Below are 15357 nucleotides of genomic sequence, written 5' to 3'. Positions count from 1 at the left end.
GACGGGGAGACATTGCATGAGTTCCGACACACAATCCAATCGTCCGCTATCCGAAGAAGAGCTTCAGGATCTGGTCGCATCTTCCGACGCCGGTGGGCGTAATCCAGTCGGGAATGTAGGGATATTTCTGGCCATCGTGGCGGCGATCTGGTCGATTTTTCAGGTTGTTCTGGCCTCGCCGATTTCGAACTATGTTCTTCCCGGAAGCGTTGTGAACAACTCGCGTCAGTTCCATCTGGCCTTTGCGATGTTCCTGGCCTTTGCGGCTTACCCGGCGTTAAAATCAAGCCCGCGCGGTTATATCCCGATCCAGGACTGGATTATGGGTCTTTTGGGCGCGTTCGTCGCACTTTACGGCTATTTCTTCTATGACAAGATCGTCAATGCGGGCGGCCTGGCCGATGATACGGACAAGTGGGTCGCTCTGGGCGGTTTGCTGTTGCTTTTTGAGGCCGCGCGTCGTGCGCTTGGCCCAGCCATGGCGATCATCGCGACGATCTTTCTGGCCTATGTTTTCTTTGGTTCATCCGAATACGTTCCCGAGGTGATCCGCTGGAAGGGCGCGAGCCTGAAAAAGGCCATGAGCCATATGTGGATCACGTCCGAAGGCGTGTTTGGCATCGCACTTGGCGTTTCCACGAAATTCGTCTTTTTGTTCGTATTGTTCGGGGCCTTGTTGGATAAGGCCGGGGCAGGGAACTATTTCATCAAGATGGCCTTCGGGGCGCTTGGCCATCTGCGTGGCGGTCCTGCGAAGGCGGCTGTTGTGGGCTCGGCTGCTACTGGCCTGATCTCGGGTTCGTCGATTGCCAATGTTGTAACCACCGGCACCTTCACCATTCCGTTGATGAAACGGGTGGGCTTTTCCAGCGAACAAGCTGGCTCGGTCGAGGTTGCGTCTTCGGTGAATGGCCAGATCATGCCACCGGTTATGGGCGCTGCGGCCTTCCTGATGGTGGAATATGTGGGCATCTCGTATGTCGAGGTCATTACCCACGCCTTCCTGCCTGCTGCGATTTCCTACATCGCTCTGGTCTATATCGTCCATCTTGAAGCGGTTAAGCGGAACATGCCAACTCTGGGCGACCGGGATGTGCATTTGGCGCGGACCGTAGTCGGCATGTTGTCTTTCTTCTTGGTGTTTGCCGGTCTGTGCTATAGCTCGCAATTTCCGGTGGATGCGGTGACCAGTTGGGCACCTTCGGCGGCGGGATTGATCCTCAGCCTGATCGTTTGCGCGATCTATGTTGTGCTGCTTTATCTGGCCGCTCAGGTGCCGGATCTTGAGCCCGACGATCCAAACGCCAAAGAAGTCACACTGCCGGTCATTGCTGACATCTACAAGGCAGGTCTGCACTATCTGTTGCCGATTATCGTGCTGGTCTACTTCCTGATGATCGAACAGAAATCTCCCGGTTTGTCGGCCTTTTGGGCAACCGCGTTACTGTTCGTGATCCTGCTGACGCAAAAACCGCTCAAGGCGATCTTCCGCGGCGAAAGCGATGTGTACAATCGCTTTATCGACGGTGTGGCTGACCTGTGGCAGGGCCTGATCGACGGGGCGCGGAACATGATCGGGATCGCTTTGGCCACCGCCACGGCGGGTGTGATCGTGGGTACGGTGACGCTGACCGGTGTAGGACAGGTTATGGCCGATCTGGTCGAGTTCCTTTCGGGCGGCAATCTGATCCTGATGCTGATCATGGTCGGTATCCTCAGCCTGATCCTGGGCATGGGCCTGCCGACCACGGCGAACTATATCGTCGTCAGTTCGCTGATGGCGGGCGTTGTGGTCGAACTGGGTGCGCAAAGCGGGCTGATCGTTCCTCTGATCGCCGTCCACCTGTTTGTCTTTTACTTCGGCATCATGGCGGACGTGACGCCGCCTGTGGGTCTGGCCAGCTTCGCGGCCGCTGCTGTCTCGGGCGGGGACGCGATCAAAACCGGCTTCACGGCGTTCTTCTACAGCTTGCGCACCGTGGCCTTGCCGTTTGTGTTCATCTTCAACACGGACCTGTTGTTGATCGATGTGACATGGGTCGAAGGCATAATCGTCGCCATATTCGCGACCATAGCCATTCTGGTCTTTACCGCCGGTACAATGGGTTACTTCCTGACGCACAGCCGGATCTATGAAAGCATCGCGCTGATCTTTGTGGCCTTTGCCTTGTTCAGGCCGGACTTCTTCATGGACCGAATTTCACCTCCGTTCCAGACGGTTGAGCCTGCTGCGTTCGAAGAAACAATCGGTCAGGTTCCACCCGGAACAGAGATGCGGCTTGTGGTGTCCGGGCCAGACTTCGATACGCTTGAAATGGTGGATACAACCGTTGTCGTCACCGTGGGCGAAGAAGAAGGTGGTGCTACACGGGTCGAGGCGATGGGCCTGCTGCTGTTCCCCGAGGACGGTCTGGTTAAGTTGGAAGAACCGCTGTTTGGCACACCTGTTGCGGACGATTTGGGCAACTTCGACTATTATGGGGATGAGGCCGTGCGTTTGACCTCGGTCAGCCTGCCATCCAGCCAGCCACCTAAGCAGCTGATTTATATTCCCGCGATGGTTCTTCTGGGCCTTATCGCGCTGTTGCAACGCGGCCGCGCCGCAAGACAAGAGGTGCTTGCATGACACGTTCGGTTTTATGTGCCATTGACATCAGCAATGGCGAGATTGATGTGCCGGTCCTCCAAAAGGCGGCCGCGCTTGCGGATTTGGAAGGTGCGCAGTTGGATGTTGTGACTGTGTTACCGGATTTCGGTGAGAGCTGGGTGTCGGGTTTCTTTGAGCCCGACTTCCACGACAAAGCACTGGAAGAGGCGCAGACCACTCTGACCGCCCTGTGTATCAAGGCTCTTGGGGCAGAGCGGAATGAGCATATTCGCCACGTCGTCGCGACAGGAACGGCCTATCAGGAGATCCTGAAAACTGCTGAAAGCGCTGGATCAGATCTGATTGTGATCGGCGCGCATAAACCGGATTTCAAAGATTACCTTCTTGGCCCCAATGCCTCGCGCGTGGTGCGACATTCGACGGTTTCGGTTTACGTCGTGCGCTGAGCCGATTGCGTAGCTTGACGTTTCAATACCCTGTCATCTCAAGGTATCCGATACCTTCTTGACTGCCGGTTACGGTGACAGGGCCTTCCCAATACTCAAAGCGGGTTCCCATCCATGCGTTGGGGGTCAGGGCTGAGACCTCGATTTCGACACCTCGATCCGGCAATACGACGCGCCACTGTGTTGGAACCTCGCGCCCTGCGACCTGATCGGTTCGCAGTGGGGTCAATTGGACAGTGCCGTTGGGGATAGCTTCGGTGCTGCCATCGGCATTGATCCATGTGGCCGAGGTGAAATCCCCACGCCCCCCACGCAACCGAAAAGCCATCATCTTGTCGCCCCCCTCGAAGCTGAGCGAAAACCAATCCCATCCGCTTTGATCTGCGGCAAGCGGCTGCGAAGACCACTCGCGGTCCAGCCACCCCTGTCCGGTGACGCGTACATCACCGCCCTGCAGTCTAAGGACACCTTCAACCGCGTAAAAGGGCTGCGAATAATAATAGCTGGCTTGACCATCGGCTGACTTCACGGAATAGCCAGCATCACCGTGAAACACTAATGGCCCTTGAGCAGTCAGTGACAGGTCATAGCCAAAATCCTCTCCGTTGGCCGTGAGAGTCAGGGTGTCGAAATCTGGACCGGCCATACGCCATTCGTCGATCCACGCCTCAAAGGGTTGAGAAATTACGCCTGCCTGACCGATCCCACCGCGCGAAAGACGTTCGGCAAAGAAATGCCCGTCGGGCGTTGTTGTGGCTGCGTGACCCATCCAGATTTGTGGACTTTGCCAGTCATCCGTCTCAAACGGCTTCAGTGCTGACCGGAACAGGGTCCACTGAATTCCATAATCGCGCCCGTCCTCACCTTTGAGGTTGGCCGTCAGATACCACCATTCAATCCGATAAGAGGGGTGAGGTCCGTGATCTTTCGGGAAATCAAACGCATACCCCGCTTTGGGCACGTCAAAGCCCTCGGCGGACCCACCCAATCCGGCATACCCCTGGGCCCAGAGCGGTAGCGGGAAAAAGGTCATCAAGCAAAGTAGAAGGGTTTTAACGTTCATTCGCGAACACTCTCAGCAAATCAGCAGGGGGTAGGCGCAGCATTCGTAATGCGGGCAGGGCGGCAGCGATAAGCGCAGCCAGCAAGGTCAGCACGAACAGCCACAGCCAGTCCCAAGGGAACAAGAACATCGGCAGACGCCAGCCAAACGCTTGTACATTGATCACCGCCAGTAGAACCCAGGCCAGAACCAGCCCCAGCGGCAGGGCCAGACAGGCGGTCAGTGCGGCCAGCAGCACGCTGCGCAATAGCTCCAGCCGCGCCAATTGCGCCCGATTCAGCCCCAAAGCCCAAACCGGGGCGATTTGCGGCAGTCGTTGGGTCCATAGGGTCAATAGGCTGGTCAGAATGGCAAAACCAGCCACGCCAAGGGTCAGAACGTTAAGCGCCGAGGTCACAACAAAGGTCTTCTCGAAAATCGCACGTGATTGCGCCTTCATCGCGGCTTGTTGCACGACCACGCGCGGCGACAGGGCAAACTGTTCCCGTACGTTTTGAGCCATCGCAGTCGCGCCCTCTGGGGGCATTCTGACGCCAAACCGCCGCATCTCGGCCCCTGGTGCGATTTGGTCCAGCTGCGCCATTGACACGATCGCCTGCCCGGTTGGGTTGCCGTAATCGGAATAGACGCCAGCAATCGGCAGAAAGTGTTTAGAGGACAGTTTCAGTTCATCACCAGGCCAAAGAGACGCGCGGCGCGCCAGTTGTTCGTTGATAAGCACCGCGTTTCCGGCCATCACATCATCCCAAACGGAGGGGGTTGCGGCAATCAATGGCCAGTGCTGCCGGTACACGGGATCATCGACCACGCCGTATAAGAAAAGAGGGCCCGCTTCATGGGACAGTTCCACGTTTCGGATCGGCAGGATGGCATCGACTTGTGGGCGTAACCAAGTGGTGATCTCTCGCGCTTGGTCTTCATCTCGCGCGGTCACGTAGAGCTCGGCCGTCAGTCGTTGGTCCAGCCAACCTACAAAGGTTAACCGGAAGCTGGAAACCATTGTGCCCACGCCTATATTCGCTGCCAGCGCCAGCAAAAGCGCCATCAAGGCCAATGACAGACCAGGCAATTGCGCCCGCATATCGGACCAGACCCATTGCGCAACAGGACCGCGTGCCGTGCGTTCCAACGCAGACAGCGCCATGGCCAAAAGCGCGGGCAGCAACAGCGCGGCACCAGTCAGCAGCCCGGCCAGCAGCACGAACCCTGCAACCAGCCCTCCGACACTGATGTAAGCCAACGCCCCGCCGACGACCAGGATCAGACCAAGCGCAGCGGTGATGTGGCGTGCGCGGGAATTGCTCTGCCACGCTTGAACGCCCGGTCCTTCGAGCAAAGGCATGTTGGACAAGCGCCATAGCGCATGGCCGCTGGCCAGCAACGTCCCAAATGCGGCCATAGCGAGCCCGGCCAAAACCCATTTAGGTTGCAGCGTAAGCTGTCCTGTTACAGGCGCACCATAAAGCCCGCGTAGGGTGGCCGCGACGTCTGGCAGCAGCGCTCCGGCCAGAAAGAAACCCAACAGCAACCCAAGGCTGCCGCCAATCAGCGCCAGCATGGTCAGTTCCGTCAGGATCAGCCAAACCAAACGCCGCATCGAAACGCCCAACGCACGCAAAGTGCGGATCATCCCACGCCGCTGGGCAAAGGCCAGACCAACGGTGCCATTCACTATGAATAGACCAACGGCAAAGGACAGTAGGCCAAAGGCTGACAAGTTCAGGTGGAAACTGTCGGTCAGCCGTGCGGTGTCAACTTGTGTTGTAGGGCTAATCCGCTTTAGCTCGGGTGCGATCTGGTTCAAGGGCAAACGATCACGCGGTTGGTTCGGCAACACGACCAGCCTCGAGATTGCGCCCGGTTGGTTCAGAAGTCGCTCGGCCACGCCTATATCCGTCAGGATAACGTCCGGGGGCAGGGCCGATGTGATTAGAACAGGCGGAAGGTTAGTTTGCCCTCTCAGCAAAGGCTGTAATTCCGGGGATGCAAGTAGGCGACCTGGAGCGGTAAGCATGTCGGCGGGCTCGGTCGCTTCTGCGCTTTGTTCCGCTTCGGTCACGGCGGGTAAGGCCGGATAGGCTAGCATGTCCACGCCCATCAGGCGCAAGGTTCGCCCACCTACGCGGTAGGGGCCTTCAAGTACGGCGGCAACCTGCCAACCCGCACGACGCAGTTCGACATAGCGGGACATCGGAATAGGCCCCGAGGGGTCACGCAGTTCGTCAAATTGCCCAACAGCCAGTTGCGCATTGGCACGGGCATAGCTTGCGCGCGCCTCAGCATTGATGGCTTGGACGGCTGACCACAAACCGGTGGCCAAAGCGATGCCGATTAGCAAAGTCGCCAATTGCAAGCGATGTACCCGCCAATGGGACAGCAACGCCTGAACAGTGGCCCATGTCATTGGATACGCCCGCCACTCAGCTTGACCTGGCGATCCAATCGACCGGCAATTTTCTGTGAGTGCGTCACCAACAGAAGCGCGGCGCCGGTATCTGCCACTAGCGACAACATCAAGTCCAACACAGTTTCGCTGGCGGTTTCGTCCAGATTACCCGTTGGTTCATCTGCTAGCAACAAATTGGGACGCGCGGCCATGGCCCGCCCGATGGCGACCCGTTGTTGTTGACCGCCCGACAGGTTTTCGGGGAATCGGCCCAGCAAATCGGACAGGCCTAACCGTTCGGCGAGATGACTGTTCCAAGTGGTATCTTCTACACCGGCAAGACGGGCGTGAAACGACAGGTTTTGCGCAACGTTCAGAGACGGGATCAAATTGAACTGCTGAAACACCAGCGACACTTGATTCCGTCGCAAACGCGCCCTGCCAGCATCATCTAGCGTGGAAAATCGTGTGTCGCCCAGCGTGATCTCACCACCGTCAAAGCTGTCTAAAGCTGCGGCAAGGTTCAAAAGGGTACTTTTCCCGCTTCCGCTTTCACCGGTCAGGGCCAGCGTTTGACCTTGATCCAGATCCAGTGAAACATCGCGTAGCACCGGTCGTCCGCCGGGATAGGTTTTCTGGACACGGTCGATGGTCAACAACATGATCTGCTTTCTTTTCTTCCAAGAATTTGCGGCGGAAATCCAAACTGTCCAGTGCAGACCATCACCCGGTTCCATTCGCCGCAGGTGAACTTGGTATTGGCCGGGGTTGTGCCTTGTAACTCAAAAGGTCATTCTGCCCTGACGATCCACTGCCGTAAATCAGGATGAAAAACATGACGTTGCTGCATCAGATCATTTGGGGCAGTACCTTTCTGGGGCTCTGCTTTGTGATCGAAATCCTGTTGCTGACCTGGTGCACCGTCACGATTATCAATTGGGACAAAAAATGGGCGGACAAAGGTGTGTATATCGGAACCGCTGCGCCCATTGCAGTATCTTTGGCGTTCATCGTCGCGACGCACACGATACAGGTCTGGATTTGGGCGATCGTGTGGGTACTGCTTGAGGTGATGCCGGATTGGAATACGGCCATTTATTTTTCATTGGTGACATTCACGACATTGGGCTACGGCGACATCGTGCTGGGTGAAGGGTTGCGTATCTTTGGCTCTTTCGCGTCGGTCGCCGGACTGTTGGCCTTTGGTCTGTCGACGGCTTACCTGGTCGCAATGATGACACGGGTCTTTCAGGAAAAGTTCTTTTCCTAAAGGATCGGTGCAAACAACCGTGCCAGGGGAGAGCCAAAGCGAATGTGAGCAGGTTGCTGGGCCAGCGTGCGCGTCAGTTCATAACTGTTCTCGAAATCTGCTTGCAGCATGTCTGCGACCCGGTTCGCGGCCCTGACATCAAAGAACAGGGCCATCGCCTCGAAATTCAGCCGGAATGAGCGGTTGTCCAGATTGGTGGTGCCTACCGCCGCAAGCGTGTCATCAACCACAAAGGCCTTTTGATGCATGAAGCCGTCAGTATAGCGAAAGATACGCGCACCGCAGTCACGGACCTCGTCAAAATAGGCGAACGCGGCCAGCCAGGGTAAGCGGTGGTCGATCATGTCCGGTACCAGAATTCGTACGTCCACGCCGCGCATTGCCGCGTGTTGCAGGGCAGTCATTACGTCGATATCCGGAACAAAATAAGGCGAAGCGATCCAGAGCCTTTCCTTGGCTGCGGCAATGGCGGCAAAAAACATCATCGCACCGGTTTCCGTTTCATCACCGGGGCCGGTGGCAACCAATAAGGCGTTCATGTCTTGGTCGGCCTCTGAGCCCGCCCAATCCAATTCGTCGATCAAATCTTCGTTACGGGCCCAGTGCCAGTCTTCGGTGAAGATCAGCTGCAGTTGGCGGACGATATGGCCGGTCATTTTCAGATGCGTATCCCGCCAATGACCGAAATGCTTGTCTTGTCCCAGGTATTCCACGCCAACGTTGTGGCCGCCTATGAAACCGGTTTCCCCATCGATGACCACGGTTTTGCGGTGGTTTCGATAGTTGAGTTGAAATCGGAAATTGGGGCCGCGCTGATCCTTCGGATTGGCCACGTCAATCCCGGCCTCCTGAAGTGTTTCAAGATAATCCGAGGGGAGGCCGTAACTGCCCACTGCGTCGGCCATGAAACGGACGCGTACGCCGCGTTTGGCCGCAGCGATCAGCTTTTCCTGCAGCCTCAGCCCCAATTCATCAGCGCGCACGATATAAAATTGAATAAGGATATAGCTTTTGGCTGAGTCAATGGCGTCAAAAATCGCATCAAATGTGGCTTGCCCATCAATCAGCAGCTCGGCCCCGTTCCCGCGTGAAACTGGTAAATGCGCCAGAACTTCGAACGGGCGCGGGTTGATCGACATGCGCGACGGATCGGGTTTTGAATAATCGGCGAAGGTTTTGATGCCTTCGACAACGCGTTCGCTTTCCTGACGTGCGATGCGGTATCCGCGAAAGCGATGGTGGCCTAGAAACAGGTAGGCAGGCACTGCGATAAAGGGGGCTGAGGCCAGAAACACGACCCACCCAACGGCACCTTGAGGGGTCCGCGCTGTTTGCGCAGCGCGGACGACAAACACCGCTGCCGTCGCATAGAGGGCAAAGACGACGGCAGAAACAAGCAATGTCCACATAGGGTTAAGGCTCCGGGTTTGTCAGTTTGCCCCAGTGTAGACCCGAGTCCAATCCTGCGCCATATCCACAATGACCCAACCCATATTCGGGCCTTTGTCCAGCCCGTCAGCCAACTTGCCAACAAGGCCTTCACGATCATAAGCCCATTCGCGGTCTGCATCTGTGTGGTGGATCAGCACGCCCAGTCGGGGGCCGTCACCAGCGGTCACCCACTCCATCATCGCAAAATCACCGTCCGAGTTGCCCCCGGCCAGAATCGGGCGCTTGCCAATTGTGCGTTCGATGTTGATGGGTTTGCCTTCTTTGTCATCAATGAACGCGATTCCCGGCGCCTTGACGATCGTCGGCTTGCCATCAATCACCTCATAGCTGGTGTTACCATAAGTGCCCAAAACCTGATTGGGTGGAATGCCATAGGCTTCTTCGGCAAAGACACGCATGAAATGCAGGCCACCGCCTGAGACGATATAGGTAGTGAACCCTTCATCTCGCAAATAGCGCAAAAGTTCTACCATTGGTTGATAGGTCATCTGGTCATAGGGCAGGCCGGTATCCGGGTGGCGCTCGGTGGCCAGCCAGTTCGACACGGAAGATTGAAACGCGTCGACGCTGTTGCCTGAGTGCGAGGCGTTTACGACTTCAATCAGGGCGTCATGGCCGCCTTGCAGAACCGTGGCCAAATCCCCTTCGGCCGCAGCTTTCAAAGCAGGCGTTGACAGGATCGATGGGTCTTGCTCGGCCATTTCTGCAAGACGGTCCATGGCATAGATGAACTGGAAATATACCGGCTGCTCGGCCCAAAGCGTTCCATCATTGTCGAACACGGCAATCCGGTCGGATGGGGTAACATAGTTGGGACTGTCTTGGCTGGTCACGCCGTCAACAAAAGCGACAATCTGATCTTTGGCATGACTATTGGTCCAACTAGGCAGCGGGTCGGCAAGCAGTGACAGCGGGGCGAAGGCAAGAACTGCGCTGAGAACTAGGTATCGCATGAATTGCTCGTTTAGTTTCAAGAAAAAAAGGGCCGCCATCGAAGTGGCGGCCCGGTTTGGATTTACACGCGACTTAGTTGTTTGTCGGTGTCGTCAGCTTCTCCATAACCTGATCCAGGTTGAAGCTTGCCGCTTTCTGGCGCGGTGGGAATTCCTCGAAGGTTGAGAGGAAATTGCCCACGTATTGCTGTGCCGGCACTAGGAAATACGCGCGATCCAGCAGCCAGTCATAGTAGGTGTTGGACGTGCGATAGGCGCGCTCATACGGGTCGCGACGCAGGTTCACGATCAGCGGGATGCGCAACTCGGTCCAAGGTTCAATCCATGCGCGTAGCGTGGCCCAAGCTTTCTGCTCAAGGAAGATCAGCTTCCAGTCGTCGTAGCGCAGCGCTGTCAGGTCGCCGTCATCCGAGAAATAGAATATCTCGGCGCGCGGGCTTTCTGTCGTCTCACCGGTCAGCAGGGGCAGGATGTTGTAGCCATCCAGATGCACTTTGTAGTCACGACCCATGCCGGACGAGCTATAACCTGCTTTCAGCTTTTCCTTGATGTCAGGATCGCCAGCAACCGCCAGATAGGTCGGCAACCAGTCCATATGGTGCACGATCTCGTTCGTAACCGATCCAGCTTCGATCTGACCGGGCCAACGGACCATTGAAGGAACGCGCCAGCCGCCTTCCCAGTTGGTGTTTTTCTCACCCCAGAACGGTGTGGCCGCGGCATCTGGCCATGTGTTCATGTGCGGGCCGTTATCGGTCGAGTAGTGAACGATGGTATTGTCGGCAATGCCAAGTTCGTCCAACAGATCAAGCAGTTGTCCGACATGCATGTCGTGCTCGATCATGCCGGCGGTGTACTCGTCCGCAACGCCACCAAAGATTTCGTTGGCCTGTTGGCGCATTTCATCTTTGACGTGGGTGCGGAAGTGCATGCGCGTACCGTTCCACCAAACATAGAAGGGTTGACCCTGCTCATGCGCACGCTTGATGAAGTCGATTGCCGCAGCAACAGTTTCATCATCCACCGTTTCCATGCGCTTGCGAGTCAGCGGACCAGTGTCCTCGATCGTGCCGTCCGCCTTGGACTTGATCACGCCACGCGGACCATACGCTTCGCGGAACGTGCGGCCATCGGCCAGAACCTGATCGCCGGGATAGTCTTCGTTTTCCGGCTCTTCCTCAGCATTCAGGTGATACAAGTTCCCGAAAAACTCATCAAAACCGTGGTTTGTCGGCAGATGCTCATCTTTGTCACCAAGGTGGTTCTTACCGAACTGACCGGTTACGTAACCATGGTCCTTCAGCAGGCCTGCAATTGTTGGATCTTCGACTTGCATACCCAGATCGGCACCGGGCAAACCCACTTTCGACAGACCTGTGCGGAACACCGACTGACCCATGATGTACGACGACCGACCGGCGGTGCAGGACTGCTCGCCATAATAGTCGGTGAAGATCATGCCCTCTTTCGCAACGCGGTCGATGTTTGGCGTCTGGTAGCCCATCAGGCCCATTGTGTAGGCCGAGATGTTCGACTGACCGATATCGTCACCCCAAATAACCAGGATGTTGGGCTTTTGATCCTGTGCCCATGCGGGCAGGGCCAGTGCAACAGCGACCGAAGCTAAAGCGAATTTGCGTATTGTGCTGCGCCAACTTTCTGTAATCGAACGAGGTGGTGACATAGTTTGCTCCTGAACTGACCGGGTTTTAATGACCCGTTGAAGTAAAAGTAATGGAAGGCGATCATTATCTTATTAGATCGTCCAACAAGGTATTGATTCCCGAAAGGAAAAATTCGCATTACGTCGAGAATCGGATAGCTTTACCTTAGGCTATGACAATGTCTTGAAACCTATCATATGATGAGATTGAAGAATACTAATGTTTGATAATCCGCATGATAGACAGCGATTGTTGGGCTCTGGCTGGTTTGGTGCGCGTGGGGCGCGGTTTCAGGCGGATCTGCTGGCCTGCGGGATAGGAAGAAACTTCAAGGCGGACGAAGCGCTTTACCTGTATGGTGATTTGGCCAATGGGGTTTATGCGGTTCTGGAAGGTGCGGTTCAAATCACGGCCCCCGCTGATGATGGTCAGGAATTCGTTGTTCACAAACAAGGCGGTGGGTTCTGGATCGGTGATCTGGCTCTGTTTGCCGAAGCCAGCAGGCTTGTGAGTGTCGTGGCCACCCAAACCACGCGAACGCTGTTTTTCCCGTCGTCACGGTTGGACAGGCTGGTCGACGACAATCCCGATTACATCCGTGATTTTTACGCTTTGTCGCATGAAAACATGCAGACTGCTTTGCGTATCATGGCCAATCTTGCCGTGACAGGAACGGAAAAGCGTCTTGTTCTGCGCTTATTGCACTTGGACGAGGGGACGGCGAAGTCCGATGGGTGGATCGTGATATCCCAGGATGAGCTGGCCGCAATGGTGGCCGTGTCCCAACCGACGTTGCATCGCAACTTGCATCGTCTCGCGGATTTGGGGCTGATCGAGCTTGGGTATGGACGCGTGCGCCTGAAGGACCGACGGCAGTTGATTGCCTCATGTCAGTGCTAAGCTCAGGGGTTGAGCGGCGGTAACGGGTTCGTTGGCGATTGCGCGGATTGCTTCAATGACGCGAGCGCCGACAACGCCGCGGCCCAATCCTCGGTCTTGGTGTCGGGGTGCGCCGAGTATCTGGCGGCTCCAATCTGGGCGAGGTGTTGGTCCAAACTGGTGGTTTGACTGGCCATATCGCTGCGGGACTTCCACATTTCCAAAGCTGTGTAAGCCGCTGCAATATCACGATTTTGCAGTGATTTCTTGAGTTCACCCAACGCATAGTCGGGCGAAGCCAGGAACGCATCCCGACGAAGCTGGCGCCAGCGATCGATCCGCGGGCGCAGGAAACGGATAGTAAGCCATAAGAACAGCGCAAAAGCCACCAACCATACGACGAACCTAATAGTGGTTTCTGTGTCTGGCGGCTTCCATTTCGGTCGGGCCAGTGTCAAGTCGACCGGGGCAATGTCGATAGTTTCGACCTGGTCGCTGTCCAGATTGTACCAGCGGATCGAGACCGGAGGCAGCTGCGTCTGACCGCCTTCCTGAGCCAGGTAAACGACCTCATCCACACGCTGCCCGGATAGAACACCCCTGTCTTCATTTTCAGTAAAGCGTGGCTCTTTGGGATAGGCTCGCAGCAGCGATTGCGGGCTGTCCGGGATCAATTCGGGCACCAGAAAAGGCGTTGTTCCAGAGATCTTGGCGGTCAGGCGGCGCGTGATTGATCCACCATTCTCCATATTTTTGTCCCCGTCGATCTGCTGATCTACCGTAAGACCGGTTGCGATGATAAGCGGATCCAGGTCGCGTGCGCCCTCTGGGACCACGGCGTTTAGGGTCAAGTCCGGCAAGGGCACGCTGACCTGAACCGGCGCATTTGTTTCGGGGTCGGCAAAGGTGACCACGACGTCCTGCGCACCAAACGCAATTTCTTCTGCGCTCAGAGGATAGAGGCGATAACTGCGTTGAACGCCGGACCAAGTTTCGCCTTCGACGGTTTCACTCACTGGTCCCGAAGCACGTTCCGGCAGGCGCACCAGCAGGTTCTCTTGCTCAAGCGATGGGAACACCGGAGGCGAGGGCATGAATGTTGGCACTAGCACCTTGATGCGCACAATTGCGGGTTGCCCAACGATAACGGGTTCCGTAGGTGTTTCGGCGGTCACCTGTGGCTGGACGCCGGTCTGGGCGAACAGTTCAGTCGGAATTAGAAGCATGAGAAGAGCGAGGTATCTCATTGCTGCTGCTCCTGATTTTCCAACAGGAACCGGTTGCGAAGAAAATCCTGCATGTCGGTATCAATTGTGCTGATCCACTGGTCAGCGGACATGGCCTGCGATCCGTCTGTCGGAGCCTGAATTGTCGTCTGTTCACCACGCCCGGCGTCGTTGTCAAAGACCGTGTCATCAGCCCCGATCCCGGCTTCTTCACCTGTATCAGACTGTTCGCGCGTGGTTTCAACATAGTCGAGGATCGCTTTCGAGACCTCGAGGTTATGCTGCGCTTCTGGCCAATCCGGCCGGCGTTCCAATGCGGTTTCAAAGGACGCGATGGCTGGACGATACTCGCGGTTTCGTATGCGCGCCATACCTTCGGAAAACGCGGCTTCGGGCGTATCCAGCTCGGCAAAGATCGCAGCAGCTTCGGGATATTGCCCGGCCTTTAGGCGTGCATAGCCTTCCTGATACGGGTCCTGAAACAACTCGGCCGCTTCAGCATAGCGCTTTTGGTTCATCGCGATTTGGTCCTGTTGGTCCGGGGTCAAGAACCAATCCCGCCAGCCATCGGCATAAGCCGGGCCAGACGGGGACCAAATGCAGAAGGTGAGCAGTATCAACCGGATCACCCAACCTCTGCGAAACCAAAGCAATGACAGAAAGGCGGTTGGCCAGGCCAGCAACCATCCTTTGTCTTGCCAGTCTAGGCGGTCTTCATCATCCAGTGAGGCTGTGTATGCTGATTGAATGTGACGCTGTAAGCGATTGATATCCCGATCATCGCTTGAGAACGGAACCACAGTTGTCCCTTTCAAGCCGTCGAGTTGCGCGATGCTGTGACCATTTGGCAGCATGGTCAGAAAGAACACTGGCATGGTGGCGGTCTCGAAACCCGACAGTTGTGAGGGGTCGAGGTCGTCCAACACAAAAAGGACAGCGCCGGGCGTTTCGCTATCGTTCAGAACCGTCTCGGCCAGCGTCAGCGCATTAGCGGCTGCATCCCCCTGTTTAGGCATAATGGTGGGGGTGAGGCCCTCTAGCAGCGGGCGCAGGATATTGGCGTCTTCGGTCAAAGGTGCGACGCGATGCGGGGTACCGGCATATGCGATCAAGGCAGTTCGGGCACCCACGCGCGCATTGATCAGATCGGTGACTTTAAACTTGGCGCGATCCAGACGGGACGGGGCCAAGTCTGGTTCTTCCATGCTGTCGGTCACCTTCAGGGCGATCACCAATGGAGCGGCGTTCGCAACCAGCGGGTTGGGTGCCCGTGACCATGTTGGCCCCGCAGCAGCCAGTGTGACCAAAATCGCCGCAATAATCGCAACGTCAATTGGATAGAGGCGTCTCGCATTGTCAGCCCCCAACTCAAGCGCAGCGGCAAGGTGCGGTGCAATACCGGACATTGCT

The 15357-nt window shown here is 56.5% G+C and carries 12 protein-coding genes; 4 read left to right on the top strand and 8 right to left on the bottom strand.

All coding sequences use genetic code 11. The features are described 5' to 3' along the window. The first annotated feature begins 16 nt into the window (after nt 1-16). Both GOV85_RS01150 and GOV85_RS01145 read left to right on the top strand, forming a co-directional pair. Nucleotides 17-2626: a TRAP transporter permease gene (locus tag GOV85_RS01150; protein WP_171174174.1), complete on the top strand. Its 2610-nt coding sequence runs from the start codon at nt 17-19 to the stop codon at nt 2624-2626. Further along, a complete protein-coding gene (locus GOV85_RS01145) occupies nt 2623-3054 on the top strand; it encodes a universal stress protein (protein WP_171174172.1) in 432 nt (143 codons plus the stop codon). Before GOV85_RS01150 ends, GOV85_RS01145 begins: the two co-directional genes overlap by 4 nt. Nucleotides 3055-3076: 22 nt before the next feature. On the opposite strand, the gene GOV85_RS01140 is transcribed toward GOV85_RS01145, so the two are convergent. The 3 genes from GOV85_RS01140 to GOV85_RS01130 are packed head-to-tail and all read right to left on the bottom strand — an operon-like array spanning nt 3077 to nt 7165. Further along, nucleotides 3077-4117, bottom strand: a complete 1041-nt coding sequence (locus tag GOV85_RS01140) for a lipocalin-like domain-containing protein (protein WP_171174170.1) — start codon at nt 4115-4117, stop codon at nt 3077-3079. After that, nucleotides 4107-6521, bottom strand: coding sequence for an FtsX-like permease family protein (locus tag GOV85_RS01135; protein WP_171174168.1), 2415 nt, complete (start codon nt 6519-6521; stop codon nt 4107-4109). The genes GOV85_RS01140 and GOV85_RS01135 overlap by 11 nt, the downstream gene beginning before the upstream one ends. Continuing rightward, a complete protein-coding gene (locus GOV85_RS01130; protein ID WP_171174166.1) occupies nt 6518-7165 on the bottom strand; it encodes an ABC transporter ATP-binding protein in 648 nt (215 codons plus the stop codon). The genes GOV85_RS01135 and GOV85_RS01130 overlap by 4 nt, the downstream gene beginning before the upstream one ends. Nucleotides 7166-7338: 173 nt before the next feature. Here GOV85_RS01130 and GOV85_RS01125 point away from each other — a divergent pair, with 173 nt between their 5' ends. Next, complete coding sequence (locus GOV85_RS01125) at nt 7339-7773, top strand: ion channel (protein ID WP_171174164.1); 435 nt, start codon at nt 7339-7341, stop codon at nt 7771-7773. Here the strand turns inward: GOV85_RS01125 and cls are convergent. From cls to GOV85_RS01110, 3 genes are all read right to left on the bottom strand, one after another. After that, complete coding sequence (gene cls, locus GOV85_RS01120; RefSeq protein ID WP_171174162.1) at nt 7770-9182, bottom strand: cardiolipin synthase; 1413 nt, start codon at nt 9180-9182, stop codon at nt 7770-7772. The two genes, GOV85_RS01125 and cls, sit on opposite strands and share 4 nt — an antisense overlap. 21 nt (nt 9183-9203) lie before the next feature. Next, nucleotides 9204-10178 (bottom strand): HAD family phosphatase, encoded by a 975-nt coding sequence (locus tag GOV85_RS01115; RefSeq protein ID WP_171174160.1) that lies wholly within the window; start codon nt 10176-10178, stop codon nt 9204-9206. 73 nt (nt 10179-10251) lie between these two features. Next, the gene (locus GOV85_RS01110) at nt 10252-11862 is read right to left on the bottom strand and encodes an arylsulfatase (protein WP_171174158.1); all 1611 of its coding nucleotides are present in this window, start codon (nt 11860-11862) and stop codon (nt 10252-10254) included. A gap of 199 nt (nt 11863-12061) precedes the next feature. Here GOV85_RS01110 and GOV85_RS01105 point away from each other — a divergent pair, with 199 nt between their 5' ends. Continuing rightward, nucleotides 12062-12742 carry a Crp/Fnr family transcriptional regulator gene (locus GOV85_RS01105; RefSeq protein ID WP_171174155.1) on the top strand — a complete coding sequence of 227 codons (681 nt, stop codon included), beginning with the start codon at nt 12062-12064 and terminating at the stop codon, nt 12740-12742. A gap of 2 nt (nt 12743-12744) precedes the next feature. Here GOV85_RS01105 and GOV85_RS01100 read toward each other — a convergent pair whose 3' ends face one another. Together GOV85_RS01100 and GOV85_RS01095 are read right to left on the bottom strand one after the other, a co-directional pair. Further along, complete coding sequence (locus GOV85_RS01100; RefSeq protein ID WP_171174153.1) at nt 12745-13968, bottom strand: BatD family protein; 1224 nt, start codon at nt 13966-13968, stop codon at nt 12745-12747. Next, nucleotides 13965-15353, bottom strand: a complete 1389-nt coding sequence (locus GOV85_RS01095; RefSeq protein WP_254442945.1) for a VWA domain-containing protein — start codon at nt 15351-15353, stop codon at nt 13965-13967. Before GOV85_RS01095 ends, GOV85_RS01100 begins: the two co-directional genes overlap by 4 nt. Nucleotides 15354-15357 lie beyond the last annotated feature (4 nt).

This window comes from Ruegeria sp. HKCCA4633, from assembly GCF_013034605.1.
GTDB lineage: Bacteria > Pseudomonadota > Alphaproteobacteria > Rhodobacterales > Rhodobacteraceae > Ruegeria.
This window is presented reverse-complemented; position numbering and strand designations above follow the sequence as displayed.

What these genes read in the sequence shown, in the direction of transcription:
- GOV85_RS01130 (WP_171174166.1), bottom strand. Translation starts at nt 7,165, where the DNA reads ATGTTGTTGACCATCGACCGTGTCCAGAAAACCTATCCCGGCGGACGA.
- GOV85_RS01100 (WP_171174153.1), bottom strand. Translation starts at nt 13,968, where the DNA reads ATGAGATACCTCGCTCTTCTCATGCTTCTAATTCCGACTGAACTGTTC.
- GOV85_RS01140 (WP_171174170.1), bottom strand. Translation starts at nt 4,117, where the DNA reads ATGAACGTTAAAACCCTTCTACTTTGCTTGATGACCTTTTTCCCGCTA.
- GOV85_RS01105 (WP_171174155.1), top strand. Translation starts at nt 12,062, where the DNA reads ATGTTTGATAATCCGCATGATAGACAGCGATTGTTGGGCTCTGGCTGG.
- GOV85_RS01110 (WP_171174158.1), bottom strand. Translation starts at nt 11,862, where the DNA reads ATGTCACCACCTCGTTCGATTACAGAAAGTTGGCGCAGCACAATACGC.
- GOV85_RS01145 (WP_171174172.1), top strand. Translation starts at nt 2,623, where the DNA reads ATGACACGTTCGGTTTTATGTGCCATTGACATCAGCAATGGCGAGATT.
- GOV85_RS01095 (WP_254442945.1), bottom strand. Translation starts at nt 15,353, where the DNA reads ATGTCCGGTATTGCACCGCACCTTGCCGCTGCGCTTGAGTTGGGGGCT.
- GOV85_RS01135 (WP_171174168.1), bottom strand. Translation starts at nt 6,521, where the DNA reads ATGACATGGGCCACTGTTCAGGCGTTGCTGTCCCATTGGCGGGTACAT.
- GOV85_RS01125 (WP_171174164.1), top strand. Translation starts at nt 7,339, where the DNA reads ATGACGTTGCTGCATCAGATCATTTGGGGCAGTACCTTTCTGGGGCTC.
- cls (WP_171174162.1), bottom strand. Translation starts at nt 9,182, where the DNA reads ATGTGGACATTGCTTGTTTCTGCCGTCGTCTTTGCCCTCTATGCGACG.
- GOV85_RS01150 (WP_171174174.1), top strand. Translation starts at nt 17, where the DNA reads ATGAGTTCCGACACACAATCCAATCGTCCGCTATCCGAAGAAGAGCTT.
- GOV85_RS01115 (WP_171174160.1), bottom strand. Translation starts at nt 10,178, where the DNA reads ATGCGATACCTAGTTCTCAGCGCAGTTCTTGCCTTCGCCCCGCTGTCA.